Source organism: Loktanella sp. R86503, from assembly GCF_042466455.1.
In the GTDB taxonomy this organism is placed as follows: domain Bacteria; phylum Pseudomonadota; class Alphaproteobacteria; order Rhodobacterales; family Rhodobacteraceae; genus Loktanella.
In genome coordinates, this window is sequence record NZ_JAXHCI010000002.1 from 1,919,823 (window position 1) to 1,946,431 (window position 26,609).

The 26,609-nt window shown below is 60.9% G+C and carries 28 protein-coding genes; 17 read left to right on the forward strand and 11 right to left on the reverse strand.

Going from position 1 to position 26,609, the window contains the following annotated elements; translation table 11 throughout:
- Positions 1-3 precede the first annotated feature (3 nt).
- Genes SJY10_RS10480 through SJY10_RS10500 form a run of 5 tightly spaced genes read right to left on the reverse strand, consistent with a single transcriptional unit; the run spans position 4 to position 4,470 of the window.
- Entirely contained in the window at positions 4-534 is a 531-nt protein-coding gene (locus SJY10_RS10480; protein WP_386682299.1) for a DUF6505 family protein, read from the reverse strand.
- Positions 531-1,235 carry a DUF4444 domain-containing protein gene (locus tag SJY10_RS10485; RefSeq protein ID WP_386682302.1) on the reverse strand — a complete coding sequence of 235 codons (705 nt, stop codon included), beginning with the start codon at positions 1,233-1,235 and terminating at the stop codon, positions 531-533. Before SJY10_RS10485 ends, SJY10_RS10480 begins: the two co-directional genes overlap by 4 nt.
- Positions 1,232-2,299 (reverse strand): Mrp/NBP35 family ATP-binding protein, encoded by a 1,068-nt coding sequence (locus tag SJY10_RS10490; RefSeq protein WP_386682305.1) that lies wholly within the window; start codon positions 2,297-2,299, stop codon positions 1,232-1,234. Before SJY10_RS10490 ends, SJY10_RS10485 begins: the two co-directional genes overlap by 4 nt.
- Positions 2,296-2,508, reverse strand: coding sequence for a DUF6494 family protein (locus SJY10_RS10495; RefSeq protein WP_386682308.1), 213 nt, complete (start codon positions 2,506-2,508; stop codon positions 2,296-2,298). Before SJY10_RS10495 ends, SJY10_RS10490 begins: the two co-directional genes overlap by 4 nt.
- Positions 2,509-2,520: 12 nt before the next feature.
- Positions 2,521-4,470: a 4Fe-4S binding protein gene (locus tag SJY10_RS10500; protein WP_386682311.1), complete on the reverse strand. Its 1,950-nt coding sequence runs from the start codon at positions 4,468-4,470 to the stop codon at positions 2,521-2,523.
- Between the two features lie 259 nt (positions 4,471-4,729).
- Here SJY10_RS10500 and SJY10_RS10505 point away from each other — a divergent pair, with 259 nt between their 5' ends.
- From SJY10_RS10505 to typA, 12 genes are all read left to right on the forward strand, one after another.
- On the forward strand, positions 4,730-5,266 hold the full coding sequence (locus tag SJY10_RS10505; RefSeq protein WP_386684624.1) for a DUF3305 domain-containing protein: 537 nt from the start codon (positions 4,730-4,732) through the stop codon (positions 5,264-5,266).
- On the forward strand, positions 5,263-5,910 hold the full coding sequence (locus SJY10_RS10510) for a DUF3306 domain-containing protein (protein WP_386682314.1): 648 nt from the start codon (positions 5,263-5,265) through the stop codon (positions 5,908-5,910). The genes SJY10_RS10505 and SJY10_RS10510 overlap by 4 nt, the downstream gene beginning before the upstream one ends.
- On the forward strand, positions 5,907-6,560 hold the full coding sequence (locus SJY10_RS10515; protein WP_386682317.1) for a molecular chaperone: 654 nt from the start codon (positions 5,907-5,909) through the stop codon (positions 6,558-6,560). The genes SJY10_RS10510 and SJY10_RS10515 overlap by 4 nt, the downstream gene beginning before the upstream one ends.
- Positions 6,557-6,748 (forward strand): twin-arginine translocation signal domain-containing protein, encoded by a 192-nt coding sequence (locus SJY10_RS10520; protein ID WP_386682320.1) that lies wholly within the window; start codon positions 6,557-6,559, stop codon positions 6,746-6,748. Before SJY10_RS10515 ends, SJY10_RS10520 begins: the two co-directional genes overlap by 4 nt.
- Positions 6,749-6,802: 54 nt before the next feature.
- The gene (locus tag SJY10_RS10525) at positions 6,803-9,763 is read left to right on the forward strand and encodes a formate dehydrogenase subunit alpha (protein ID WP_386682324.1); all 2,961 of its coding nucleotides are present in this window, start codon (positions 6,803-6,805) and stop codon (positions 9,761-9,763) included.
- 12 nt (positions 9,764-9,775) lie between these two features.
- Complete coding sequence (gene fdh3B, locus SJY10_RS10530; protein WP_386682327.1) at positions 9,776-10,369, forward strand: formate dehydrogenase FDH3 subunit beta; 594 nt, start codon at positions 9,776-9,778, stop codon at positions 10,367-10,369.
- A 63-nt stretch (positions 10,370-10,432) separates the two neighbouring features.
- Positions 10,433-11,656, forward strand: coding sequence for a formate dehydrogenase subunit gamma (locus tag SJY10_RS10535; protein ID WP_386682330.1), 1,224 nt, complete (start codon positions 10,433-10,435; stop codon positions 11,654-11,656).
- A gap of 3 nt (positions 11,657-11,659) precedes the next feature.
- Positions 11,660-11,821: a hypothetical protein gene (locus tag SJY10_RS10540; RefSeq protein WP_386682332.1), complete on the forward strand. Its 162-nt coding sequence runs from the start codon at positions 11,660-11,662 to the stop codon at positions 11,819-11,821.
- A gap of 163 nt (positions 11,822-11,984) precedes the next feature.
- Complete coding sequence (locus tag SJY10_RS10545; protein ID WP_386682335.1) at positions 11,985-13,193, forward strand: NADP-dependent isocitrate dehydrogenase; 1,209 nt, start codon at positions 11,985-11,987, stop codon at positions 13,191-13,193.
- An 88-nt stretch (positions 13,194-13,281) separates the two neighbouring features.
- Complete coding sequence (locus SJY10_RS10550) at positions 13,282-13,905, forward strand: YitT family protein (RefSeq protein ID WP_386682337.1); 624 nt, start codon at positions 13,282-13,284, stop codon at positions 13,903-13,905.
- Positions 13,906-13,949: 44 nt separating this feature from the next.
- Complete coding sequence (locus SJY10_RS10555) at positions 13,950-14,285, forward strand: DMT family transporter (RefSeq protein WP_386682339.1); 336 nt, start codon at positions 13,950-13,952, stop codon at positions 14,283-14,285.
- 63 nt (positions 14,286-14,348) lie between these two features.
- Positions 14,349-16,166, forward strand: coding sequence for a translational GTPase TypA (typA, locus tag SJY10_RS10560; protein ID WP_386682342.1), 1,818 nt, complete (start codon positions 14,349-14,351; stop codon positions 16,164-16,166).
- A 142-nt stretch (positions 16,167-16,308) separates the two neighbouring features.
- Here typA and SJY10_RS10565 read toward each other — a convergent pair whose 3' ends face one another.
- From SJY10_RS10565 to recA, 4 genes are all read right to left on the reverse strand, one after another.
- Complete coding sequence (locus tag SJY10_RS10565) at positions 16,309-16,758, reverse strand: MOSC domain-containing protein (RefSeq protein WP_386682345.1); 450 nt, start codon at positions 16,756-16,758, stop codon at positions 16,309-16,311.
- Positions 16,759-16,775: 17 nt separating this feature from the next.
- Entirely contained in the window at positions 16,776-17,063 is a 288-nt protein-coding gene (locus SJY10_RS10570) for a DUF1330 domain-containing protein (RefSeq protein ID WP_386682347.1), read from the reverse strand.
- A complete protein-coding gene (alaS, locus tag SJY10_RS10575; protein ID WP_386682349.1) occupies positions 17,060-19,714 on the reverse strand; it encodes an alanine--tRNA ligase in 2,655 nt (884 codons plus the stop codon). Before alaS ends, SJY10_RS10570 begins: the two co-directional genes overlap by 4 nt.
- A gap of 167 nt (positions 19,715-19,881) precedes the next feature.
- The gene (recA, locus tag SJY10_RS10580) at positions 19,882-20,961 is read right to left on the reverse strand and encodes a recombinase RecA (RefSeq protein ID WP_386682351.1); all 1,080 of its coding nucleotides are present in this window, start codon (positions 20,959-20,961) and stop codon (positions 19,882-19,884) included.
- A 200-nt stretch (positions 20,962-21,161) separates the two neighbouring features.
- Between recA and SJY10_RS10585 the strand changes: the two genes are divergently transcribed.
- Positions 21,162-21,764 (forward strand): gamma-glutamyl kinase, encoded by a 603-nt coding sequence (locus SJY10_RS10585; protein WP_386682353.1) that lies wholly within the window; start codon positions 21,162-21,164, stop codon positions 21,762-21,764.
- Here SJY10_RS10585 and SJY10_RS10590 read toward each other — a convergent pair.
- Entirely contained in the window at positions 21,752-22,498 is a 747-nt protein-coding gene (locus SJY10_RS10590; protein ID WP_386682355.1) for an RlmE family RNA methyltransferase, read from the reverse strand. The two genes, SJY10_RS10585 and SJY10_RS10590, sit on opposite strands and share 13 nt — an antisense overlap.
- Positions 22,499-22,592: 94 nt before the next feature.
- Positions 22,593-23,705 carry a Ppx/GppA phosphatase family protein gene (locus tag SJY10_RS10595; RefSeq protein WP_386682357.1) on the reverse strand — a complete coding sequence of 371 codons (1,113 nt, stop codon included), beginning with the start codon at positions 23,703-23,705 and terminating at the stop codon, positions 22,593-22,595.
- 255 nt (positions 23,706-23,960) lie between these two features.
- Here SJY10_RS10595 and SJY10_RS10600 point away from each other — a divergent pair, with 255 nt between their 5' ends.
- The 4 genes from SJY10_RS10600 to SJY10_RS10615 are packed head-to-tail and all read left to right on the forward strand — an operon-like array spanning position 23,961 to position 26,570.
- Positions 23,961-24,260 (forward strand): virulence factor, encoded by a 300-nt coding sequence (locus tag SJY10_RS10600; protein ID WP_386682359.1) that lies wholly within the window; start codon positions 23,961-23,963, stop codon positions 24,258-24,260.
- Positions 24,261-24,304: 44 nt separating this feature from the next.
- The gene (locus SJY10_RS10605; protein WP_386682361.1) at positions 24,305-25,240 is read left to right on the forward strand and encodes a methylenetetrahydrofolate reductase; all 936 of its coding nucleotides are present in this window, start codon (positions 24,305-24,307) and stop codon (positions 25,238-25,240) included.
- A complete protein-coding gene (locus tag SJY10_RS10610) occupies positions 25,237-26,304 on the forward strand; it encodes a methyltetrahydrofolate cobalamin methyltransferase (protein WP_386682363.1) in 1,068 nt (355 codons plus the stop codon). Before SJY10_RS10605 ends, SJY10_RS10610 begins: the two co-directional genes overlap by 4 nt.
- Positions 26,305-26,348: 44 nt before the next feature.
- Positions 26,349-26,570, forward strand: a complete 222-nt coding sequence (locus tag SJY10_RS10615; RefSeq protein ID WP_386682365.1) for an N-(5'-phosphoribosyl)anthranilate isomerase — start codon at positions 26,349-26,351, stop codon at positions 26,568-26,570.
- The last annotated feature ends 39 nt before the right edge of the window (positions 26,571-26,609 follow it).

Sequence of the window (26,609 nt, forward strand, 5' to 3'; positions counted from 1 at the left end):
GACCTAGTGTTTGTGGTCGTGTCCGTGGTGATGGCCATGGGGATGATCGTGGCCTGCGTCATCGTCGGTGACGTGGATCGCAAATTGCTCTAGCCCGGCGTCCTGGGGCGGGATCGCGCGGAAACTTTCGCGCACGCCGGATTCGGTCAACTCTCTGGTCACGGTTAGCAGGGTGTTGGTGTCGTGATCGGCGCATAGATCGACCATGTGGTGCAATTCTTCCATGGCTGTTGGCCGGGCGGTTACGGCATCGGGTGCGCCGTAAATGGTTACGAAATGGGCTGAAAGGGCGTCAGCAAGTGCGTCCAGTTCCGACTGCGTGACCGGGGTCACCGCGACGAAGGTGGTGCGGCCGAAGGTTTCGACGCCCATCCAGCCATTGGTGAAGGCCTGCCTTGCCTTGCCAACAAGATCGCCCTGCGACCAGTTCGAAAATTCAAAGCCGCCCGGGATGCACCATTCGCCGGTACGGGCCGGGCTATGGAAAACGCGGGTGTCGCTTTCGTCAAAGTGGATCGCGCGGGCGAGTTTCATGGGGCATCCTTTAGCAGACGGGTCAGCGGGATCAGGGTTGTTTCGTCACCGGATTTCAGCAGAGCGTTCAAGTGTTCGTCCGCGCCAAGCAAAGTCCCCGTCTGCCCCGCGAGGGTCACGGTGGCGTTCAGGCCATGGGCCAGACCCGACCATTCGCGGTGCAGCGGTGCGATCCCCTGGTTGTCCCATGTATCGAGCCAGGACAGCGTGTGGCGCAGCCAGCCAGACAACAGATCAGAGGCCGCCACATCGCCGCAGCCTTCGGCATAAAGCGCGGTGCGATCCGGGTCGGTGCCACCGTCGTCCCCCAGCGGGGTAAGGTCCAGGTGCAGGCCGATCACCAGCCAATCCGGCAGGGCATCAGGATCATCGGTACTGGCAATCATTGTCAAATGGCCGCAGCGCCCGCCATTGACATAGATTGTGCCGTCCCAGCCAAGGTGGATCGCAACCACGGGCGGCGCAAGCACGCCAAGGGCGTTCTGAAAGCCCAAGGCGCAGAGCGGCAGCATGATTACCGCCTTGTGCAGCGGAACATCCGGCGCAAAGACGGCGGCAGCGCGCAGGGTAACTGGGGCGATGTCGTGGATGACAAGCCCGGCTTCGGTGCCATCCCGCGCGGCCCGGCAGGCCAGCGTCAGGGGATCGTCCCCCGCACTGGCGTAGCCGTTGAACAACGGCGGGAAGTCAGCGTCTGTCACGCCGACCCTGCGTCGATCAGGTGTTTTGCGACATCCAGAAACGCCTTGGCCTGCGCGCTTTCGGGGTCGGACACCACGATGGGGGCACCACCGTCAGCGGCCATGCGGATCGACAGGTGCAACGGCACTTCGGCCAGCAAGGGCACGCCGAGTTTTGCCGCCTCTTTCGCGACGCCGCCATGGCCAAAGACGTGTTCTTCGTGGCCGCATTCAGAGCAGATATGTGTGCTCATGTTTTCGATCATGCCGATAATCGGCACATGCAATTGCTGAAACATGTCGATGCCCTTGCGCGCGTCCAGCAAGGCAACGTCCTGCGGCGTGGACACAATGATCGCACCATTAACCTGCGCCTTTTGCGCAAGGGTCATCTGCACGTCGCCCGTGCCGGGCGGCAGATCGACGATCAGCACGTCAAGCGCGCCCCATTGCACTTGGTTCATCATCTGCTGCAGCGCGCCCATCAACATGGGGCCGCGCCAGACGACAGCCTGGTCTTCGTTTGTCATCAGGCCGATGGACATCATCGTGACGCCGTAGTTGCGCAGCGGCAGGATTGTTTTGCCATCGGGGCTGGCCGGGCGGCCCGATACGCCCAGCATGCGTGGCTGGCTGGGGCCGTAAACATCCGCGTCCAGCAAACCGACCCGGCGGCCCATTGCAGCCAATGCGCAGGCCAGGTTGGATGCGACGGTGGATTTGCCAACCCCGCCCTTGCCCGATGCCACGGCGATAATGCGGTCGATACCAGGGATTTTTTGCGGGCCGGACGGCGCTGCGGGGCGGTTCGGTTTCAGATCCGGCGGGGCGGCGGGGCTGGAATGCGCGGTCATCACGACCGTCACCTTTTCCACGCCGTTTAGCGCGCCAATCAGCTTTTCCGCCTCGGCCTGCACGGGCGCGTATTCGGCCGCCCGGCTGGCCGCGATTTCCAGCACAAAGCGCACGGTGCCGCCGTCCACGGTCAGCGCCTTGACCGCACCGGAGGCGTTCAGCGGGCCGTTCGTCGCGGGATCGGTAATGCTGGCCAGAACCGCCTGCACGTCGTCGCGCGTCACGCTCATGCGGAGGCGTCCGAGGATGCGCCGGCAATCTGGCCAGTGACGGTGTGTTCCAGATCAAGTCCATTCACGGTCAGCACGACTTTCGCCTCAAAGGTCTGACCGGCTGTGTCACCCTTTGCGCGCATCGCTTCTTCGATCGCTTGCTGGCTGGTCACCCCCACCTGTTTCAGGAACTTGCGCATGGACATGTTGAATGTGTCATCAGACATCTTTGTATTTCCTTAATGATCGCGGCGCTTGGACAGGTAATCGTCCGTGCTGCGCGGCTTTGGCCGCTCGCCGCCGGTGAAGGGGTTGTTTTCAGAGTGATATTGCGCGCCCACCCGGCAGTTGTCGCACATCTGGATCATCTTCAGCGCGCCGGGGTTCGCGAACATGGAATGGCCGGTCAGCTTGGCTGTGATGTTTTCGATCGTGGATTTCACGCCGAACAGCGTGCCGCATTCGATGCAGGCAAAGGGTTCTTCTTCGTTGACGATGACCTGCCGGAACGCCTCTGGCGTCAGGTTCAGGCGCGGTTCCAAGGTGATCGCATCCTCTGGGCAGATATTGGCGCAAAGGCCGCATTGCAGGCAGGCATCCTCTTGAAAGCGCAGTTGCGGCAGGTCGGGGTTGTCCCCCAGCGCGCCAGAGGGGCAAAGCGATACGCAGGACAGGCACAGGGTGCAGGCGTCGGTGTCGACCAGCACAGCGCCATAGGGGGCATCTGCGGGCAGCGCGATCATTTCCGACTGGGGCCGCAGGGTGCGCGCGGCAAGGCGCGCGACCTGGCGGCGGGTGCCGATCTGCAGGGTCGGCGTTTTCACGACCGGGCCAACAGCGGCGGCATAAAGGTGATCCGACAGCGCGTCGGGGTCGGTCATGTCCAGCAGGACGACGGCTTCGCGTCCGGCGATAGCATTGGCCAGGGCGACCTCGCGCAGCGGTGCTTCTGTTTCAGTTTTGGGCGACAGCAGCACCGCAACATCGGCAAAACCTGCGCCAAGGGCGGCGACGGCTTCGGCGTGGCCAAAGGCGGCCAGCGCGGCGACGTCCAGCGGGATCACATCCACGGGCAGACCGCGGCCAAAGCGGGCGGCCAGCGCGATCATTTCGGCCCCGTGTTCGGTATCATGCACCAGCAGGCGCGGCGCGGTACCGCCCGCCTTGCGATAGGTTTGCGCCAGCGTGGTCAGGCGGGCAAAGGTGCTGTCGACGGAAGGCGCATCAAAGCTGATCGCCCCCGACGGGCACACGGCAGAGCAGGCACCGCAGCCCGCGCAGATCATCGGGTCGACGGTGACATGATCGCCGTCTGGGCTGATCGCGCCGGTGGGACACAGATCAAGGCAGTTGGAACAGGCGACCTGTTCGGCGCGGCTGTGGGCACACAAGGATTGTTCCAGCCGCACATAAAGCGGCTTTTCGAAGGTGCCGATCATCTGGCTGGCAGCAAGGATCGCCGCCGCTACAGCGGGTTGGCTGGCTGGATCGGCGCGCAGATAGCCATCACGCTTGGCATCAGCTGCAAAAAGCGGCCCCTGCCCGCGCAGATCAAGGATCAGATCGCATTGCGATTGCGCCCCGTTCTGCGGCGGCGTCAGCGACACAGTGCCGCGCCCGCCGGGGATGATTTGCTGCAGTGCGTCAATGCCTGCGTCGAATTGACCCAGCGATCCGGTCGCACGTGTCAGCGTGCCGGTGACGGTATCAAAGCCGGGGTGAAGTTCTACGTCCCAGCCGGTGGGCATCAGCAACGTCACGCCAAGGGTACCCGCAAGCGCCAAGGCTGCATCGACAGCGACCTGATCGCGGCCAAGGATCAGGCAGGTGCCTTCGGATACGACGTCAACGCTGCGTGCGGGGGCAATGGGCAGCAGGCCTTCAGCCAGCAAGGCGGCTTGTTTTGCTGCCGGATCGCCGGCCTCCGTCCAGCCGGCACGGTCGCGCAGATCAACGAATTGCGGGACTTCTGCGTCAATTTCCTCGGCCAAAGCGGTAAATCGGGGGGCTTCTTGCTGACAGGCGATGACGACATCGCCCTGCGCCATGGCAGCGGCGGCCAGGTCGATCTGCCGGTCGCACAGGCTTGTGTAAAGGCGCGAACAGGCAAGGCCTGTGGCGGCGGTCAAGGTGTCGCCATCAACACGCTGGCTGCCAAGGCAGTCGCAAATCATAACAGTCTTGGACATGGGCTGGCTCCTGGTGCGTGCAGCGCCTTTTTCATCATCAATGACGGCAAAGGTAAACTGCTAACCTAGATTTACAAATTGCCCAAAAATGCCGCAGCGCAGCACAGACCGGGCCCTAACCTGTCCTGCCGTATGGAAATTTCGCCTTGGCCTTCGGCGGCTTTTGGCCCATGATTAGCCAACCATCGCATACCGGCGATCCATCCAGCCATCCAGCAAGGAGCGGGCATTGCCCCTGACCACGCCAGACAGCCAGACAATGCCGATGGGCGTTGTAATCCGCCGCAGCCCCGGGGTGACCCGCTGGGCGAAATGGGCGTGGCTGGCTGTTGACGTGCTGCCGGGTGCCGCCCCCGCCGACTGGAAAGTGCTGCGCGAGGAAGGCGAGACGACGCTTTACCATGCCGCCACCCGCAAGGTGCGGCTTTATCCGTCCGACACAGAAGCCTATGTGCACGAGCTGCAAACGCGGCAGCCGTCTGTCTATGTGATCTTGCGCCGCGTCGATGATCGCCCGGATGCGCCGCTTGACGTCGTGATGGTCACCGCATCGCCCTATGAGGCGCAGGACTATGCCGACTCGGGCGAGGAATTGGTGGAAAAGGTTGCCATGCCGGCCGCAGTTCTGGCCTGGGTCACGGATTTCGTTGAACAGCACCACGTCGAAGAAGCCTTTGTCAAACGGCGCCGCGACCGTCAGAAGACCGACGGCGTGCAGGACGGTATCGGCGATCGCCGCATCGCGCAGACGACCGACGTCTACCGCGCCCCGACCCGGCACGAGGCTGCGGAATGAGCCAAGAGCAATCCTTTTTCGCCCGTCGCCGCGCCGGCCTGAAGGCAGAGCGCGAAGCCGAACTGGCCGCCGCGACCGAAGATCAGACCGCAGCCGATGGGCTGGAAACGCAGCAGGACTCTCCTGACCTGACGGATATGTCGGACGCCGAAATTCTGGACCTGCTGGACCTGCCCGACCCTGACAGCCTGCGCAAAGGCGATAACTTTGCCGCCTTTATGGCCAAGGCTGTGCCGTTGCACCTACGCAACCGCGCCCTGCGCAACCTGTGGCGGTCCGATCCGGTCTTGGCCTGTCTGGACGGGCTGAATGACTACGATGCCGACTATCTGACCGGATCGACTGGCCAAGGCGTGATCCAGACCAGCTATCAGGTGGGCCGCGGATTGTTGGCCCATGTGGAAAAGATGGCGCAGGATGCCGCCGTCGCTGATACGCCTTCGGATGACACAGTGGCGCAGGCAGATACTGGCGCGGCGGATGGCAGCAATGAAGTCAGCGAAACGCTTGCCTTTGACGATCAGCCGCAACACAGCGCGGACGAAGCTGGCCCCGACGCACCGCAGCAGGTGGCCGGCGATGACGAAGCCCCGGCCCCCCGCGCACCGCGCCGCATGCGATTTGAATTCGGAGACCGCACATGACCGCCGACACCCTGCCTAAGATCGATGCAGAGGACCGCATGCGTGCGGATCTGTATAACTATCTGGGCCTGATCCTGTCTGCCCCGCCGGACCAGATGCTGCTGGACCAGACGGCCGGATTGTCGGGCGATACATCCGAATTGGGCCAGGCCATCAGCCAGCTGGCAAAGGTTGCGCGCGTGACCAAGCCCAAGGGCGTTGTGACCGAATACAATGCCCTTTTCATCGGCCTTGGGCGCGGCGAACTTCTGCCCTATGCCAGCTATTATCTGACCGGTTTCCTGAACGAAAAGCCGCTGGCGCGGTTGCGCGGAGATATGGCCGCTTTGCAGATCGCCCGGTCCGAAAACGTCTTTGAACCTGAAGATAACATCGCATCGCTGATGGAAATGATGGGCGGGCTGATCGTTGGCCGCTTTGGCGCGCCGGCCAGCTTAAGCGTGCAGAAAGACTTTTTCGCCAAGCATATCGGCCCTTGGGCCGGCCACTTTTTTGGCGACCTGACAAAGGCCAAGACATCGGTTTTTTACGCAGGCGTCGGGGCCGTGGGCCAGGCCTTTATGGCAATCGAAAAGGAAGCCTTTCGGCTTTCGACAGATGAACAACACACAAACGGGTCAAATACCCGCCACATGGGAGGATCGACATGACTGATGACACCAAAGGCACAAACCGCCGCGGTTTCCTGAAACTGGCAGGCACTGCTGCGCCAGCAGCCATTGTCGCCGCCGCAACCGCCGCCCCGCAAAGCGCAGCCGCAAGCCCGGTCGATCTGGCATCCAGCACCATGCAGGACACCGATCATACTCGCGCCTATTTCGACAGCGCCCGTTTCTAATCAGCCGCAACACCAGTCAGGCCCCCGAACGGGCCGCGGCTGAGGGAGGATAACATGCTTCGCAAAAAGACCACATCGACCGCATCCAGCCGTCCGGGCCTGATCGCCCGCGCCGGTGCTAAGACGGTGGATCGCCGCAGTTTTCTGGCAGGCTCCGGCCTTGCCATCGGCGGTCTGACCGCCATCGCCGCCACCGGCGGCAGCGTCACGCAAGCCAGCGCCCAGACGCAGGCGAACACCAACGCCGAAATCATCAAATCCGTCTGCACCCACTGCTCTGTCGGGTGCACTGTGATTGCAGAGGTGCAGAACGGCGTCTGGACCGGGCAAGAGCCTGCGTGGGACAGCCCGTTCAACCTTGGCTCTCATTGCGCCAAGGGCGCTGCCGTGCGTGAACATGCCCACGGCGAGCGTCGCCTGAAGTATCCGATGAAAAAAGTCGGCGGTAACTGGGAACGCATCAGCTGGGAACAGGCGATCAACGAGATCGGCGACGGCATGATGAAAATCAAGGAAGAGTCCGGCCCGGATTCGGTCTACTGGCTCGGTTCTGCTAAGCATAACAACGAACAGGCCTATCTGTTCCGCAAGTTCGCGGCCTATTGGGGCACCAACAACGTCGATCACCAGGCGCGGATCTGCCATTCCACCACCGTGGCCGGCGTTGCGAACACATGGGGCTACGGCGCCATGACCAACAGCTATAACGACATCCACAATTCCAAAGCCATTCTGATCATCGGCGGCAACCCCGCAGAGGCGCACCCCGTGTCCCTGCTGCACGTGCTGAAGGCCAAGGAAGAAAACAATGCGCCGCTGATCGTCTGCGATCCGCGCTTTACCCGCACCGCCGCCCACGCGGACGAATTCGTGCGTATGCGTCCCGGTTCGGACGTGGCGCTTGTCTGGGGCATCCTGTGGCACATCTTTGAAAACAAGTGGGAGGATGCAGAGTTCATCCGCCAGCGCGTCTGGGGCATGGACCAGATCCGCACCGAAGTCGCCAACTGGACTCCCGAAGAGGTAGAGCGCGTCACCGGCGTGCCCGGCGCGCAGCTGGAACGCGTCGCCCGCACGCTGGCCAACAACCGCCCCGGCACCCTGATCTGGTGCATGGGCGGCACGCAGCACACCAATGGTAACAACAACACCCGCGCATACTGCATCCTGCAGCTGGCCCTGGGGAACATGGGCACCGCCGGCGGCGGCACGAACATTTTCCGCGGCCACGACAACGTGCAGGGCGCAACCGACCTTGGCGTGCTGGCCGACACCCTGCCCGGCTACTATGGCCTGACGCCGGGTGCCTGGGCACACTGGGCGCGGGTCTGGGACGAAGATCTGGACTGGCTGGCCAGCAACTTCTCTGACGCGGCTTTTGACGAAACCAGCATGATGAACCTGACCGGTATTCCCGTCAGCCGCTGGATCGACGGTGTCCTGGAAGATGCTGATAACATTGACCAACCCGCCAGCACCCGCGCGATGGTGTTCTGGGGTCATGCCCCGAACAGCCAGACCCGGATGAAGGAAATGAAGACGGCAATGGAAAAGCTGGACATGCTGGTCATCGTGGACCCGTATCCCACCGTGTCCGCCGTGATGAACGACCGCACCGATGGCGTCTACCTGCTGCCCGCCACGACCCAGTTCGAAACCCGCGGCTCTGTCACCGCGTCGAACCGGTCGCTGCAGTGGCGCGACAAGGTGGTCGAACCGCTGTTCGAATCCAAGGTCGATCACGAGATCATCAAGCTTTTTGCAGACAAGTTCGGCTTTACCGACCGTTTGTTCCGCAACATTGCACTGGACGGCGACGAGCCGAACATCGAGGACATCACCCGCGAGTTCAACCGTGGCATGTGGACGATCGGCTATACCGCCCAATCGCCGGAACGGCTGAAAATGCACATGGCGAACCAGCACACCTTTGACCGCACGACGCTGCGCGCCAATGGTGGTCCGGCAGACGGCGATTTCTACGGCATGCCGTGGCCGGCCTGGGGCACGCCCGAAATGAACCACCCCGGTTCAGCTAACCTTTATGACACCTCTTTGTCCGTGGCCGAAGGCGGCCTGCCCTTCCGCGCGCGCTATGGCGTGGAACGCAATGGCGACAACCTTTTGGCCGAGGGGAGCTATACCGTCGGGTCCGAAATTCAGGATGGTTATCCCGAATTTACCATGGCCATGCTGATCGAGCTGGGCTGGGACAAGGACCTGACCGCCTATGAGCGCGGGATGATCGAATGGGTCAGCGGTTTCCGCGACACCCGTCCGGGCAGCGAAGAAGTCGGCGAAACAAGCCAGACCGGCGAAATTCCGTCCGATTATGTCGAAAACGTCGGCGGCGTGAACTGGAAGACCGACCTGTCGGGCGGCATCCAGCGCGTTGCGATCCTGCATGGCTGCGCCCCCTACGGCAACGCTAAGGCCCGCGCCGTGGTCTGGACCTTTCCCGATCCGGTCCCAATCCACCGCGAGCCGCTTTACACCGCGCGCCGTGATCTGGTGGCCGACTATCCCACCTATGAGGACAAGAAGTTCTGGCGTCTGCCTACGATGTATAAGTCCATTCAGGAAAACGACTTTTCCGAAGGCTATCCCATCGTGCTGACATCCGGCCGTCTGGTCGAATACGAAGGTGGCGGCGACGAAACCCGGTCCAACCCCTGGCTGGCCGAACTGCAGCAGAACATGTTTGTTGAAATCAATCCGCGTGATGCCAACAATCTGGGTGTGCGCGACGGCAAGGATGTCTGGGTCGAAGGCCCCGAGGGCGGCAAGGTCAAGGTCATGGCCATGGTCACCGAACGGGTCGGCGAAGGCGTGGCCTTCATGCCGTTCCACTTTGGCGGTGTGATGGAAGGCGTTGATCTGCGGGACAAATATCCCGAAGGTGCCGACCCCATCGTGCTGGGCGAATCCACAAACACAGCGCAGACATACGGCTACGACTCGGTGACCCAAATGCAGGAAACCAAAGCCACCCTCTGCAAAATCAGCGTAGCGTAAGGAGCACTATATATGGCACGCGCAAAATTTCTCTGCGACGCTGAACGCTGCATCGAATGCAACGCCTGCGTCACCGCCTGCAAAAACGAGCATGAGGTGCCTTGGGGCATCAACCGCCGCAAGGTCGTGACCATTCAGGACGGCAAGCCGGGCGAACGCTCAATCTCTGTCGCCTGCATGCACTGTTCTGACGCGCCTTGCATGGCCGTCTGCCCGGTGGACTGCTTTTACCAGACCGACGACGGTGTGGTTCTGCACTCCAAGGATCTGTGCATCGGGTGCGGTTACTGCTTTTACGCCTGCCCCTTTGGCGCGCCGCAGTATCCGCAGGCCGGCAACTTCGGTAGCCGCGGCAAGATGGACAAGTGTACCTTCTGCAACGGCGGCCCCGAAGAAAACCACTCCGAGGCGGAATTCCAGAAGTATGGCCGCAACCGGATCGCCGAAGGCAAGCTGCCGATCTGCGCCGAGATGTGTTCCACCAAGGCGCTGCTGGCCGGTGATGGCGATGTCGTGTCGGAAATCTACCGCGAACGCACCGTGGCCCGCGGCTTTGGCGCTGGCGCATGGGGCTGGGGCACCGCTTACGACCAGAAAGGTCAGTAAGTTTCGTGCGGGGCGGCCAGGTGCCGCCCCTTTTCCCTTTGTGATCCAGACAGGAGCCTGCCCATGCTGCGCGCCCTTACTGCCCTTCTGCTGACGATCGGCCTGTCCGGGCCGGCGTTGGCGCAATATGTCGATCCCGACATGATGCAAGCGCCCGCCACCGATGGCGCGGGCGAACCTACGCCCCGTGCCGCCACCGGCGGGGCCACAACACTCGAAGATATCCTTGCCCGCCAGAATGGCGAAAGCGTCGATGACAGCTACCGGTCTGAAAATCTGGGCCAGGATAAACCGGTTTATCCCACTGACAGCCCGCTGTTTACCCGCGGCGGCCCGTCAGACGCGGATCTGTGGCGCGGCATCCGTTATGATGCGGCCGATATCCGCACGCAAAACAACGGCCCTGCCTCCCATACGCTGATCCAAGATGGCGGCATGCGCTGGCTTGAATTTCGCCGCGGCCCCCTGCTGTTTTGGGGCGCCATAGGTCTTGGCGGCACGCTTGCCGTGCTGGCGCTGTTCTATCTGATCCGCGGCAGGGTCAGGCTCGACCATGCGCCGCAGGGGCGTTACATCGAACGGTTCAAAGCGATTGAGCGTTTTGCACATTGGCTGCTGGCCGCATCCTTTATCACGCTGGGCATTACCGGACTGCTGTCGCTGTTCGGTCGCAAGGTGCTGATTCCGCTGTTCGGTCATGACGCCTTTGCCGCTGTGGCGGGGGTGACGAAATGGGTCCATGACAATATTTCATGGGCCTTCATGATCGCGCTGGTGATGATCTTTGTCTTCTGGGTCGTGCACAACCTGCCCGACCGGACCGATATCAAATGGATCCTGCGCGGTGGCGGCATGTTCGGCGGCGGTCATCCGCCCGCGAAAAAGTTCAATGCCGGACAAAAACTGATCTTCTGGTCCGTCATCATCTTTGGCACGTCAATTTCCGTATCCGGCCTGTCGATGCTGTTTCCGTTCCAGATCAATCTGTTCGGCCACACCTTCGGCTTGCTGAACGATATCGGTGTCCCGGGCTGGTTCGGTCAGGCCCCCCTGCCCGTGGACCTTGCCCCGCAAGAGGAAATGCAGCTGGCGCAGCTGTGGCATGCCATTCTGGCGCTGGTGCTGACCGCGATCATCCTTGGCCACATCTATATCGGCACCCTTGGCATGGAAGGCGCATTTGACGCCATGGGCTCTGGCGAGGTCGACGTCGAATGGGCACGCGAGCATCATTCGATCTGGGCCGCAGAGGTCGAGGCCACGACAACCCCGCGGCGAAAGGTCTAAGCAATGAAGGTTTTCCTCCTCTCTTGTGTGGCCGCCGTGGTCGTCATGGTCGCATCGCACTTTATCCTGCGCGACGCAGTGCCGCTGTCATCGCAAGAGGCCTATACCGTGGGCAGCAGCGTGCGTGTCGGTGACGCGGACAGCGTCAAGACCAAGATCGACTAACGCCCGCACGCCCCCGCAATCGCAGGCGCGACCCTGGCCGGGGCCGCGCCTGTTTTGCATTTCGCGGCCGATCTATTTGCGGTATACCGACGTATACCGCCTTCCCGAACGCTAAGTTTTCCGCTAGGACGTATGCAATCGCAACGTGCCAACCGGAGACATCATGTCCAAGATTAAGGTAGCCAACCCGATCGTCGAACTCGACGGCGACGAAATGACCCGCATCATCTGGGATTTCATCAAGAAAAAGCTGATCCTGCCCTATCTGGACGTGGATCTGCTCTACTACGATCTGGGCATGGAAGAGCGTGATCGCACCGACGACCAGATCACCATCGACGCCGCCCACAAGATCGCCGAAGTCGGCGTTGGCGTGAAATGCGCGACCATCACCCCGGACGAGCAGCGCGTCGAGGAATTTGGCCTCAAGAAGATGTGGCGCAGCCCCAACGGTACAATCCGCAACATCCTTGGCGGCGTCATCTTCCGCGAGCCGATCATCTGCAAAAACGTGCCCCGCCTTGTGCCCGGCTGGACCCAGCCGATCATCGTGGGCCGTCACGCCTTTGGTGACCAGTATAAGGCGACTGATTTCCGCTTCCCCGGTAAGGGCAAGCTGACGATCAAGTTTGTCGGCGACGACGGTGAGACGATCGAACACGAAGTGTTCCAGTCCCCATCTGCCGGTGTCGCGATGGCGATGTACAACCTGGATGATTCGATCCGTGACTTTGCGCGCGCGTCGATGAACTACGGCCTTAAGCGTGGCTATCCGGTGTACCTGTCTACCAAGAACACCATCCTCAAGGCCTATGACGGCCGCTTCAAGGACATCTTCCAAGAGATCTTTGACGCTGAATTCGAGGACAAGTTCAAAGCAGCCGGCATCACTTACGAACACCGCCTGATCGACGACATGGTTGCCGCCTCCATGAAGTGGTCCGGTGGCTACGTCTGGGCCTGCAAAAACTACGATGGTGACGTGCAGTCCGATACCGTTGCGCAGGGCTTCGGCTCGCTTGGCCTGATGACGTCCCAGCTGATGACCCCTGATGGCAAGATCGTCGAGGCAGAGGCCGCCCACGGCACCGTGACCCGTCACTACCGTCAGCACCAGGCTGGCAAGGCGACCTCCACCAACTCCATCGCGTCGATCTTTGCCTGGACCGGCGGCCTGAAGCACCGCGCCAAGCTGGACGACAACCAGCAGCTGATGGACTTCGCCAACACCATGGAAAAGGTCGTTGTCGATACCGTCGAAGCAGGCCAGATGACCAAGGACCTCGCTTTGCTGGTCGGCCCCGATCAAAAGTGGCTGACGACCGAAGGCTTCTTGGATGCCGTCGATCAGAATCTGCAAAAAGCGATGTAAGCTTAAATGACAGGCACAACCTGTTGGTTGTGCTGACGTGGCGGCCGTTCCTTGATGGGACGGCCGTTTTCGTCTGGACAGGTCAACCATGCTGCCCTATCGCCTAGATATGTCAGCCGCCAACAAACATTCCCTGATCGAAGATATCCAAGGCATGGGCCTTGGTGTTTTCCTGTGTGCCCTGGGTCTGGCGATCCTGACCTCGGCAGGGTTGGTCACAGGGCAGACCGCAGGCGTTGCCGTAATTATCGCCTATTTGACCGGCTGGTCCTTTGGCATCGTATTTTTTGTCATCAACATCCCGTTTTATGTGCTGGCATGGTATCGGCTGGGGCGGGCGTTCACCGTCAAATCGCTGATTTCGGTGACGGCGCTATCGGTCATGACCACGCTGATTCCGCGCGGCATGACGTTCGAAGTGCTGAACCCCGCCTTCGCCGCAGTCACCTTCGGTGCCGTCACCGGGCTAGGCCTGCTGGCGCTGTTTCGCCACAACGGCAGCCTTGGCGGCCTTGGCGTTGTTGCCCTGCTGGTGCAGGATACCACCAGGTTCAAGGCGGGTTATGTGCAGCTTGCGGTCGATGCGGTGATCTTTACCGCCGCCCTGTTCCTGTTTCCCGCGACCATCGTGATGTGGTCCCTGCTGGGCGCGGTCGTGCTAAACCTGATCATTACCTTCAATCACCGCCGCGACCGTTATATCGCGACCTGACCGGACAGATTGACAACCCGCCCCGCCCGCGCGATGCAAGGGCCATGCCCTATCATTACCTTGCCCTGATCATCGCCATCGTCGCCGAAACCATTGGGACCATGGCGCTACAGGCCAGCCAGCAGTTTACCAAACCCCTGCCAGCCGCCATCACGGTGGTATTTTACGGCGCATCCTTTTATTTCATGGCGCAGGCGCTGCGGGTCATGCCTGTCGGTATCGTCTATGCCATCTGGTCCGGCCTTGGCATCGTTCTGATTGCCAGCTTCGGGTTTTTCATCTTTGGCCAGCGTCTGGACGTGCCCGCAATGATCGGACTTGGCCTGATTATTGCGGGAATTGTTGTCATCCAGCTTTACTCCACCGCGTCACCGCACTAAAGGGCTAGCCTTTGCTGCATATGCATTGTATCCGCGCGGCAACTCCGGACAAAGGCTGATATCATGGACATTCGCAATATTGCGATCATCGCACACGTTGACCACGGCAAAACCACGTTGGTGGACGAGCTTCTGAAGCAATCGGGTGTTTACCGCGAAAACGAGGCGACGACCGAACGCGCCATGGACAGCAACGATATCGAGCGCGAGCGCGGTATCACCATTCTGGCCAAATGCACCTCGGTCGAGTGGAAAGGCACCCGCATCAACATCGTTGACACGCCCGGCCACGCCGATTTTGGCGGCGAAGTCGAACGCATCCTGTCGATGGTCGACGGCGTTGTGCTGCTGGTGGACGCGGCCGAAGGCCCAATGCCCCAGACCAAATTCGTAACCTCCAAGGCGCTGGCCCTGGGCCTGAACCCCATCGTGGTGGTCAATAAGGTCGACAAGGCCGACGGCGAGCCCGATCAGGCTGTCGACAACGTCTTTGACTTGTTCGCCGCGCTGGAAGCCACCGATGAACAGCTTGATTTCCCTGTCATGTTCGCTTCTGGCCGTGCTGGCTGGTGCGACAAGGAACTGGACGGCCCGCGCCAGAACCTTGACGCCCTGTTTGACCTGATCGTCGATCACGTCAAAGAACCCAAGCAGATTTCCCGCCGCGACGAACCGTTCCAGATGCTGGCAACGACCCTGTCCGCCGACCCCTTCATCGGCCGCATCCTGACCGGCCGGGTCGAGGCTGGCACACTGCGCGCCGGCGAAACCGTCAAGGCGCTGTCGCGCAACGGCGACAAGATCGAACAGTTCCGCGTATCCAAGATCCTCGCGTTCCGCGGCCTGTCCCAGCAGCCCATCGACGTGGCAGAGGCTGGCGACATCGTCACACTCGCAGGTATGACCAAGGCAACCGTTGCCGATACGATCTGTGATCTGTCGGTGGAAACCGCCATCCCCGCCCAGCCGATCGACCCGCCCACCATCACCGTGACCTTCGGCATCAACGATTCGCCCCTCGCCGGCAAAGACGGCAAAAAGGTTCAGTCCCGCGTCATCCGTGACCGCCTGATGAAAGAAGCCGAAGTCAACGTTGCGATCAAAATCGCCGACACTGAAAAAGGCGACGCCTTCGAAGTCTCCGGCCGCGGCGAATTGCAAATGGGCGTTCTGATCGAAAACATGCGCCGTGAAGGGTTCGAACTGTCGATCTCCCGCCCGCAGGTCATCTTCAAGACCGAAGACGGCGTCCGGATGGAACCGATCGAAGAAGCCACGATCGACGTAGATGACGAATACACCGGCGCCGTCGTCGAAAAGCTGACAGGCCCCCGCAAAGGCGAGCTGGTCGAGATGAAGCCCGCTGGCGCTGGCAAGACCCGCATCATTGCCCATGTTCCGTCCCGCGGCCTGATCGGCTACCACGGTGAATTCCTGACCGACACCCGCGGCTCCGGTATCCTGAACCGCCTGTTCCACGGATGGGCCCCTTACAAGGGCAAGATCCAAGGCCGCCGTCAGGGCGTTTTGATCTCCATGGAAAACGGCACCTCGGTCGCCTTCGCCCTGTGGAAACTGGAAGACCGCGGCAAGTTCTTTATCGGCGCGCAGGAAGCCGTCTATCAGGGCATGATCATTGGCGAACATTCGCGCGATAACGATCTGGAAGTGAACCCGCTCAAGGGCAAGCAGCTGACCAACGTCCGCGCCTCTGGCACCGACGAAGCAGTGCGCCTGACGACACCAGTCACCATGTCGCTAGAACAGGCCATCGCCTATATCGACGACGACGAGCTGGTTGAAGTCACACCGAACGCGATCCGCCTGCGCAAGCGCTACCTCGATCCGCACGAGCGTAAGCGCCACGCCAAATCCGCCTGATGAAACAAAAGGCCCGCTGCACAATCGCAGCGGGCTTTTTTATATGAGCCACCTTCTTCTGGTCACAAATATCCCGGGGGGAGTCGCGCAGCGACGGGGGGCTGGCCCCCCTTTCCGGTCTATCGCCTGAAAACCGGCCCCCTCACCCTTCCGTAACGGTATCCCGAACCCGAAGTGTCCCGCCCTGCAGGACAGAGGCATACCATCCCCCATGTCCCCGCACTGCATTATAGCCGCCGGGACCAAAGGTTTCTTCCATCCGGCTGCACGGCGGACATGGGCCTTCGATTTGCAAGACGACCTCGCCGATCTGCACCGCCCCCTTGCGTAGCGCAGCCAAGTTAATCCCCGATATCACAAGATTCCGCCTTAGATCAGACGCGGCAACCTGATCGCGCCCGATCAGGGCGGCGATGACCGGCAGATGCTCTGCCTGTATCAGTGTCACCGCCCGCTTGCCGGGGCGGCCATGATCGCCGTCAAGGCCCGCTGTCGTCACTACCGCGGAAACGATGCTTTCGACGCTCCCGCGCCGTTCGGCCCGCAGACCGATCCAGTCAAGGTGCCCCGCCAAAGCATGGCGGGACATCATGGCACCCAATGTGCCTTTCAAAGCTCTTCGATGATGCTCAACTCACGCTGCGCCGCGCCTTTGGCGTGACCCAGTGCTTCTTGGTAAGCATCCGAATAATAGCAGTCGTGCGCCGCCTGCATTGACGGAAACCGCGCGACCACATTGCGCGGCCGGTCCGGCCCTTCAAGGGTCTCATAGGCCCCGCCGCGCGCCAGGAACACGCCGCCGTGATCCGCAATCGCGCCCGTCGCAAGGGCTGCATATTTCGCATAGGACTCGTTGTCCGTCACAGTGACATGAGCCACCCAAAGCGCTGTTTTCATCCCAAATTCTCCATCACTGCGCGGGCAGCCGCGATCGCCGCCGCCGCATTTTCAACAGAGGCACCGCCGCCCTGCGCCATATCGGCGCGGCCACCGCCGCCTTTGCCGCCAAGTTCCGCCACAGCGGCCCGCAGCAGGTCCACAGCGGACAAACGATCCGTCAGATCCGACGTGACGCCCGCCGCGACGGCCGCTTTGCCGCCCGCATCAGCGATCAACAACACCGCACCAGAGCCAAGGCGCTGCTTCATATCGTCGATCAGCGCTGGCAGATCTTTGCCGGTGACGCCCTGCATCACCTGCCCCTGAAACGCAATTCCATTGACCTGCTCGGCCCCGGTATCACCGCCACCGCCGCCCATCGCCAGATCACGGCGTAATTGCGCAACTTCGTTGGCCAGCGCCCTGCGTTCGTCCATTAGGCTACGCACGCGGTCCGCAACCTCTGCTGCCGGCGCTTTCAGCGTCGCAGCCACCTGCGCCAGCACCGAATCCTGCGCGCGCAAATGATCCAGCGCCGCCTGACCGGTCAGCGCCTCGATCCGGCGCACGCCGGCACTGGATGCGCTGTCGCCCAGCACCACGAAAGCACCGATCTGGCCAAGCTGCCGCACATGTGTGCCGCCGCACAGTTCCAGCGAATAGGTCTGGCCATCGGCCCCCTTGCCACTGCCGGGCTTGCGCCCCATCGACACGACACGCACTTCATCGCCGTATTTTTCACCGAACAAAGCCTGCGCGCCAAGGGCGCGGGCATCGTCGGGGGTCATGATCCGTGTCTCAACGGCGGTGTTCTGACGGATCATTGCGTTGATCGCCTGTTCCACGCTGCGCAGATCATCGGCCGACACCGCCGCGTTGTGGCTAAAGTCGAACCGCAACCGGTCCGGCGCGTTCAGCGATCCCCGCTGCGCGATATGATCGCCCAGCGTTTCGCGCAGCGCCTCGTTCAGCAGGTGTGTGGCAGAATGGTTCGCCTGAATATCGCCGCGGCGATCCGCATCAACCTGCAACTGCGCACCCTGTCCTGTGCTGATTTCGCCCATGGTGACTTCACCGATGTGGATAAAGACACCGGCCACCTTTTTGGTATCAGTAATCCGGGCCATGCCGGTTTCTGTCTTGATCGTACCGGCATCACCGACCTGACCACCCGATTCCGCATAGAACGGCGACTGGTTCAGCACGATCTGCACAGCGCCTTTGGCTGTTTTGGCAACGGCACCGTCAACGACCAGGGCTTGAATCTGCCCTTCTGCCGTCAGGGTGTCATAGCCCAGAAAATCAGTCAGACCCTTGGATTCCGCCAGGTCAAACCAGACAGAGGCATCGGCGGCCTCGCCGGTGCCGGACCATGCGGCGCGGGCCTTTTCCTTTTGCTCTGCCATCGCGCTGTCGAACCCTTCGGTGTTCACGCCGCGACCTTTTTCGCGCAGCGCATCCTGCGTCAGGTCCAGCGGGAAACCGTAAGTATCATAAAGTTTGAAAGCCGCCTCGCCGGGCAGGTTTTCACCATCACCAAGGCGCGAGACTTCGTCGTCCAGCAGCTTCAGACCCCGGTCGAGCGTCTGGCGGAAACGGACTTCTTCGTTCTTCAGCGTTTCTTCGATCAGGGTGCGGGCCTGACCAAGTTCCGGATAGGCCGCGCCCATTTCCTGCACCAGCGCCGGCACCAGACGGTGCATCAACGGGTCCTGTGCGCCCAACTGGTGCGCGTGGCGCATGGCGCGGCGCATAATGCGGCGCAGCACATAGCCGCGACCGTCGTTGGACGGCATTACGCCGTCAGCGATCAGGAACGACGTCGCACGCAGATGGTCGGCAATGACGCGGTGGTGCACTTTGCCGGGACCATCAGGATCGCTGCTGGTGGCATGGGCAGACGCTTCGATCAGGGACCGCATCAGGTCAGTGTCATAGTTGTCGTGCTTGCCCTGCAGCAGCGCGCCGATCCTTTCCAGACCCATGCCGGTGTCGATGGATTGCATATCAAGGGGGCGCATGGTGCCATCCTCGAACTGCTCGTTCTGCATGAACACAAGGTTCCAGATCTCGATAAAGCGGTCGCCGTCTTCCTCGGCAGAGCCCGGAGGGCCGCCCCAGATCTTATCGCCGTGGTCGTAGAAAATCTCGGTGCAGGGGCCGCAAGGACCGGTCGGCCCCATCCGCCAGAAGTTGTCGTCCGTCGCAATGCGGATGATGCGGTCATCTGTCAGACCAGCGACCTTTTTCCAGATCGCTGCAGCCTCATCATCGGTGTGATAGACGGTGACCAGCAGCTTGTCCTTGTTCAGGCCAAAATCCTTGGTCAGCAATTCCCAGGCAAAGGCGATGGCATCATCCTTGAAATAATCGCCAAAGCTGAAATTGCCCATCATTTCAAAGAAGGTATGATGCCGCGCGGTATAGCCGACGTTATCCAGATCGTTGTGCTTGCCGCCGGCGCGCACGCATTTCTGTGCCGATGTCGCCCGGTTGTAATCACGGGTTTCAACACCGGTGAACAGGTTCTTGAACTGAACCATGCCAGAGTTGGCAAACATCAGAGTCGGATCGTTGCGCGGCACCAGCGGGCTGGAGGCGACGACCTCGTGCCCGTTGCGACCGTAGAAGTTCAGAAATGTCGAACGGATATCGGAAAGAGAGGTCATATCAGGGCCTTCAATGCAGTGGTTTGGGATGAAATAGACCCCTAGCGCCGCACCGTAAAGCGATAACGAAAAAGGGTGCAGCCGATGCTGCACCCTTTCCCGGATATTGTCCGCGCATTGCTGCGCGTCAGGCGTTTCTGGTGTCGCCCCGCACCGTTCAAAATGGCTTACATTTCAACCAGATCGTCATCCGATCCGGAATCGTTATCCGACATCGCAAAATCCAGACCGTGGGCGGCACGGATCTTGTCCTCGATCTCCAGCGCGGTGGCGGGATTGTCCCGCAGGAACTGCTTGGAATTTTCGCGGCCCTGCCCCATTCGTTCGTCGCCATAGCTGAACCAGGCACCGGACTTTTCGACAACCCCGGCCTTGACGCCCAGATCCAGCAGTTCGCCGGTTTTGGAAATGCCTTCGCCATACATGATATCGAATTCGACCTGTTTGAAAGGCGGCGCGACCTTGTTCTTGACCACCTTGACGCGGGTCTGGTTGCCCACCACCTCGTCCCGATCCTTGATCGAACCGATGCGGCGAATATCCAGACGCACAGAGGCATAAAACTTCAGCGCGTTTCCGCCGGTCGTCGTCTCCGGAGAGCCGAACATGACGCCGATTTTCATACGAATCTGGTTGATAAAGATGACCATGCAACCGGACCGGTTGATCGACCCGGTCAGCTTGCGCATCGCCTGCGACATCAGGCGGGCATGAACACCCACGCTACTGTCGCCCATATCGCCTTCAATCTCTGACTTTGGGGTCAGGGCGGCGACCGAATCGACCACCACAAGATTGACAGCGCCGGAACGGACCAGCGTATCGACGATTTCCAGCGCCTGCTCGCCCGTGTCGGGCTGCGAAATCAGCAGCTCGTCCAGGTTGACGCCCAGCTTTTTCGCATAGGCCGGATCAAAGGCATGTTCCGCGTCAACAAAGGCGCAAACCCCGCCCTTGCGCTGTTCTTCTGCGATGGAATGCAGCGTCAGCGTGGTCTTACCGGACGATTCGGGGCCATAAATTTCAATGATACGACCCTTTGGCAGGCCGCCAATCCCCAGCGCGATATCCAGCCCCAGCGATCCGGTGCTGGTCGCTTCGATGTCGCGCATCTGGTTCTGGCCGCCAAGGGTCATGATGGACCCCTTGCCGAATTGACGTTCGATTTGCGCCAGCGCGCTTTCCAGCGCCTTTTGCTTGTCGGCGGTTTTCTTGTCAGTCATTTTCAGAAGTTCTGCCGTTGCCATGTCAGTCGCGTCCTTATGTCATGCCCGGTGGGGGGGCCGCAATCGCCGGTGTGTGTTCTTGATCTGTTCTTAACCGACTATATGAGATCAAACCGAGAACATTTCAACCGTTTTCTTAACCAAATATATCCTGCGCGCAGAGTGGTTAAAATTCTGTGCATGAATTAGTGTCAGCCCAACAATAACAAGCCGGAGCCGTCATGCTGGTCTTTTGGAAGGAAAATCTGGTCTTTCTGGCCGTGCCCAAGACCGGCACCACCGCGATTGAAGGCGCATTGGCATCCAAAGCTGCGATGGTCCTGCGCGATCCGCCGACCATCAAACATGCGCCAATTTACCGCTATCGCCGGTTTTTAAAGCCCTTTTTCGTGCAGGCCGGCGGAAAAGAGCCCGAGACCATGGCCGTTGTGCGTGACCCGATTGACTGGCTGGGCAGCTGGTATCGCTACCGGGCGCGGGCCGATCTGGACGGGCACCCCAACAGCACAAAGAACGTCAGCTTTGACGATTTTGTTCTGGAATATGTAAAGGGCAAGCCTGAACCCTATGCCAATGTCGGCAGTCAGGCGAAATTTGTCTGCGACGGTGACGGGCAGATCGCTGTCGATCACCTGTTTGCCTACGAAGATCAGGACCGGCTGATCGGCTTTTTGGAACGCAGGCTGGACCTGACACTCACCCTGCCCCGCCTCAATGTCTCTCCCGCACGCACCGCGGTGCTAAGCCCCGCGGTCGAAGCAAGGCTGCGGGACAAACGGGCGGCAGAGTTTGCGGTCTGGCAGGCGGCGTGTCAGTCGTCCTGATCGCGGTTGTCTTCGGGCAGCGGGCCTTTGAAACCGGTTGCGACCACGAACTTTTCCGAACTGTCGGACCGCGATGACGGCGGCTTGACGTTTGCAACTTTTTCAAACCGCGATTTCAGCAGCTTTTGCAAGTTGCCCTCGGCGCCGCCCGCAAGCACCTTGGCCACGAAGGTGCCGCCCGGCGTCAGCACATCAAAGGAAAAGTAGGCCGCAGCTTCACAAAGCGCGATGATCTTCAGGTGGTCGGTTTGCTTGTGACCAGAGGCTGACGCCGCCATATCCGACATCACCACATCAGCGGTTCCGTTCAGCCAGGACATGACCAACTGATCCGCACCGTCGTCCAGAAAATCAAGCTGGTGGATATCAGCGCCGGCAATCGGTTCGACCTCTTGCAGATCGACGCCAAGCACATGGCCGACCGCCTTGGACGTCCGCTCGCCTAGGGCATTTACCCGGCGCACCGCGACCTGGCACCAGCCGCCGGGTGCACAGCCCAGATCGACCACGCGCGCACCGGGCACAAGAAAGCGAAACTTGTCGTCAAGTTCCAGAATCTTGAACGCCGCCCGGCCACGATAGCCTTCGATCTTGGCTTTCTTGACATAAGGGTCATTCAACTGCCGCTGCAGCCAGCGCGTCGACGACAAAGAGCGGCCCCGCGCGGTCTTGACCTTGACCGTCAGATCCCGCTGTCCGCGGCCCGATGAATTCTTGCTGGGTGTCTTTGCCATCTTCGCTTCTTCTCAGTTCCTGCCGTCCGCGCCCATAAAACATGTCGCCCTATACATTTCAGGTCCGATTTTTCGACGAAAAACCGGCTGGCTCTTAATACGGCGCATCCTCTAATACCCCATCTGCCGACATCTGGGCATAAAGCAACCCCTCGCGCAGGCCCCGGTCCGCCACCGACAGGCGATCCGTGGGCCAAAGCCGCATCAAGGCTTGCAAAATCGCAGCCCCCGACATGATCAGGGCCTGCCGGTCGCGCCCGATGCGTGGATCGCTGCGCCGGCCCAGTGGGCCCAGCGTCAGGTAATTGCGAATCACGGTATCAATCTGGTCCGATGTCATCCGCAGCCCGTCCACCTTGGTCCGGTCATAGCGTTTAAGGCCCAGATGCGACGCAGCCACGGTGGTTACTGTGCCGCTGGTGCCGATGATCTGAAAATTCTCGCGGGCCTGCTCTGCGCTATAGGGCGAAAAGTTGGACAGGTTTTCTTCGAAAAACCAGCTCATCAGGGCAAAACGTGCGGCATCGTCTTCGACGTCGGCAAACTGGTCGCGCAGGGTGGCGACACCCAGCGGCACCGAAATCCAGTCCACCACCTTGGCTGCGGCAAAGGGGCCGGGATCGGCGGTAAAGCCTGCATGAAGCCGCATGATCGCCCGCGGGCGTTCGCGCGCAGGCACATGGCTGATATCGATCCAGACCAGCTCGGTCGAGCCGCCACCGATATCCACGACAAGCAACTGTTCGGTCTTGGTGCTGACCAGCGGCGCACAGGAAATGACCGCAAGCCGGGCTTCTTCCTCGGGCTTGATGATTTCCAGCTTCAGCCCGGTTTCGCGCCGCACCTGTGCGACGAAATTTGCGCCATTGCGCGCACGGCGGCAGGCTTCGGTCGCCACCAGCCGCATATGCGTGACCTTGTGGCGTTCCAGCTTTTGCTTGCAGATCCGCATCGCTGCAATCGTACGGTTCATCGACGCACGAGACAGCTTTCCAGTGCTCTCTAATCCCTGCCCCAGTTGGACGGACTTAGAGAAGCTGTCGACCACATGAAACTGGCTGCCCTTCGGTTGGGCAATCAGCATGCGGCAAGAGTTGGTCCCCAGATCGAGGGCCGCATAAAGCGTGGCCGGATCAGGGGTTTGTGGCGCGGGGGTATCGACCGCTTTCGGGTACGCGCCCGCACCAAAGGGACGCTTGGGCGCCATCGTCACGCCCTCCATTTCGAGTTGCGACCACGCTATGCCTTTGCCGGCGGGCTGGCAAGCGTCGCCTTTGCGTCATGAGGTCGCCTCACCATCATCATGCGGGATATGGGGCTGCGGGGCGCTGGTATCGCCGCGGGCCTTGGGCGATACCCGTCGCGCAAGTGCTGCGTTGTGTCGAAAACCGACCAAGCGCCGCGCCGTGCAATGTTAAAAGCGATGAAACACCGCAGATTGCGGAACAAGGATAGCGATACAATGCCCGACGTCACGATCATTTATTGGCGCGATATGCCGGCTCAGGTCATGGTCGGCCGCGGGCGCAAGGCCAATAAAATCCAGCTGCCAGAACGGTTTGAGCAGGCTATCGACCGCGCGGCGATGAAATCCGGCGCAGCGGGCACGGACGAATATCTGTCGGGCATGCGCCGGGGCGAACCCTATGCGCTGGACGGCGAGGACGACGCCGCTGTCGCCCAGGCCGAGGCTGCGCGGATTGACGCTGAATTCACGCCCGATCGCCTGCGCGCCCTGATCGAAAACGACGGCTGGGCGTGACCCGGCCGCCGCCCCCCTTGCCTCATCGCCTAAAGGAGACTGCCATGTCGTTGATGCCGTTCTTGCGTAAGAAACCCGCACCAAGCGCGGCACCGGACAGTGACATAGAAGCCTTCCTGAAGGACTACTCGATCGAGGTCATGCCGCGCACAGCGGAAAAGATTGTCGATTTTCAATCGCTTCTGCCCGCGGGCACACGCGTTTACATCGCCCATATCGACGGCACGCCGATTGACGACATGGTCGCAACCGCCAGGCGGCTGGCCAATGACGGCTACAAGGTCATGCCGCATTTTCCGGCACGCATTATCAAGGATCGTGCGACCCTGACCGACTGGATCGCCCGTTACCGCGGCGAGGCGGGCGTCGATCAGGCCTTGCTGCTGGCAGGCGGCGTCACCCTGCCCCAGGGCGATTTTGAAAACTCCATGCAGCTGCTGGAAACCGGCGCGTTTGCGGATTTCAAACGCCTGCATGTTGCTGGCCACCCCGAGGGGAACCGCGATATCGACCCCGACGGCTCTGACGCAAATGTGACCGACGCGCTGCGCTGGAAGCAGCGGTTTAACGCCACGACAGACGCACAGATGGCGCTGGCGACTCAATTCTGCTTTGAGGCAGAGCCGATTATTGCTTGGGCTGATGCGCTGAAGGATGCGGGCATCACCCTGCCCATCCATATCGGCATCGCCGGCCCGGCCAAGCTGCAAACCATGATCAAATTTGCCATGGCCTGCGGTGTCGGCCCGTCCTTGCGGGTCTTGCAACGCCGCGCCATGGATGTGACCAAGCTGTTGCTGCCCTATGAACCGAACGAGGTGATTACAGCGCTGGCCGCCCACAAGGCCGCCAACCCTGATTTCAACGTCACCAATGTGCATTTCTTCCCGCTTGGCGGGATCAAGACCAACGCCCAATGGGCCATGGACAACGGCGGAACCTCTGCCCGTCCGGCCAACCCGCAAAAGGACCCCGCATGACCCGTACTATCGTCGAATCCAAGACCAAGACCGCCATCATCGGCTTTGACCAGCCGTTCTGCGTCATCGGCGAACGCATCAACCCGACCGGGCGCAAAATTCTGGCCGCCGAGCTGGAGCAAGGGGACTATTCCCGCGTCGAAGCTGACGCCATCGCCCAGGTCGCCGCCGGGGCGACCATGCTGGATATCAACTCTGGTGCCGTCTTTACCAACAAGATGGCCGAAGACCCCCGCTATGCCGACAACAACTTTGTCGAACCAATGCTGATGCCGGAACTGATCAAGCGTGTGCAGGCGATCGTCGATGTGCCACTCTGCATCGACAGCTCTGTGCCCGGCGCGCTGGAAGCAGGGCTTGCCGCTTGTGAAGGTCGCCCGCTGCTGAACTCTGTTACCGGCGAAGAGGAACGTCTGGAACTGGTGTTGCCGCTGGTCAAAAAATACAACGTGCCGGTCGTGGCAATTTCCAATGATGACACCGGTATTTCCGAAGACCCCGAAGTCCGCTTTGCCGTCGCGAAAAAGATCGTCGAACGTGCTGCCGACTTTGGCATCCCGGCCCATGACATCGTCGTTGACCCGCTGGTCATGCCGATCGGTGCGATGGGCACCGCCGGCTTGCAGGTCTTTACCCTTGTGCGCCGCCTGCGGGACGAGCTGGGCGTGAACACGACCTGCGGCGCATCCAACATCAGCTTTGGCCTGCCGAACCGCCACGGCATCAACAACGCGTTTCTGCCGATGGCGATGGCGACGGGCATGACCTCTGCCATCATGAACCCGGTCGCCCTGCCCGTCAGCGCCGCCAAGATCGAGGCGAAAAAGCTGGAACTGGCCGCCGCCGGTTTTATCGTGCCCGACGATATTGATCTGGAACTGTTCTGCCAGCTGACTGGCCTCGGTTCGACAAAATCCCGCGCCGGATCGGAAATGGAAGCGATCCGCGCTGCAAACTTTCTGACCGACAACGACCCGTCGGGGGGAGAATGGATCCGCTTTAATCGCGCTGTCGTCGCTCCCGGCGAAGGCCGCGCACGGACAGGCCGCCGCAAGCGGAATTAAGTCAGTCTTTACCTTGTCTTGCCAAGATACGGGTCATGAATATCATGACCCGCACAACCCCGCCCTTGAATTGGCTAGACCAGATCTTTGCTGCGAAAGCGGCCCATTCCGGCGGCGTCATAAGGCGCAGATCGGACTGGATTGCGCGCGAAATTGGCCGCGACAGGTTCGGGTCAGAGGTGAGGCGGCGCGGTTTCAATCTGATTGAAACCGGCCACCATATGATCGTCATCTGCCATTCCGGCGAAATTCGGCTGCTATTTTAGCCAAGTTTTCGCAGAAAATTTTGACTGTCCGATTTTTCG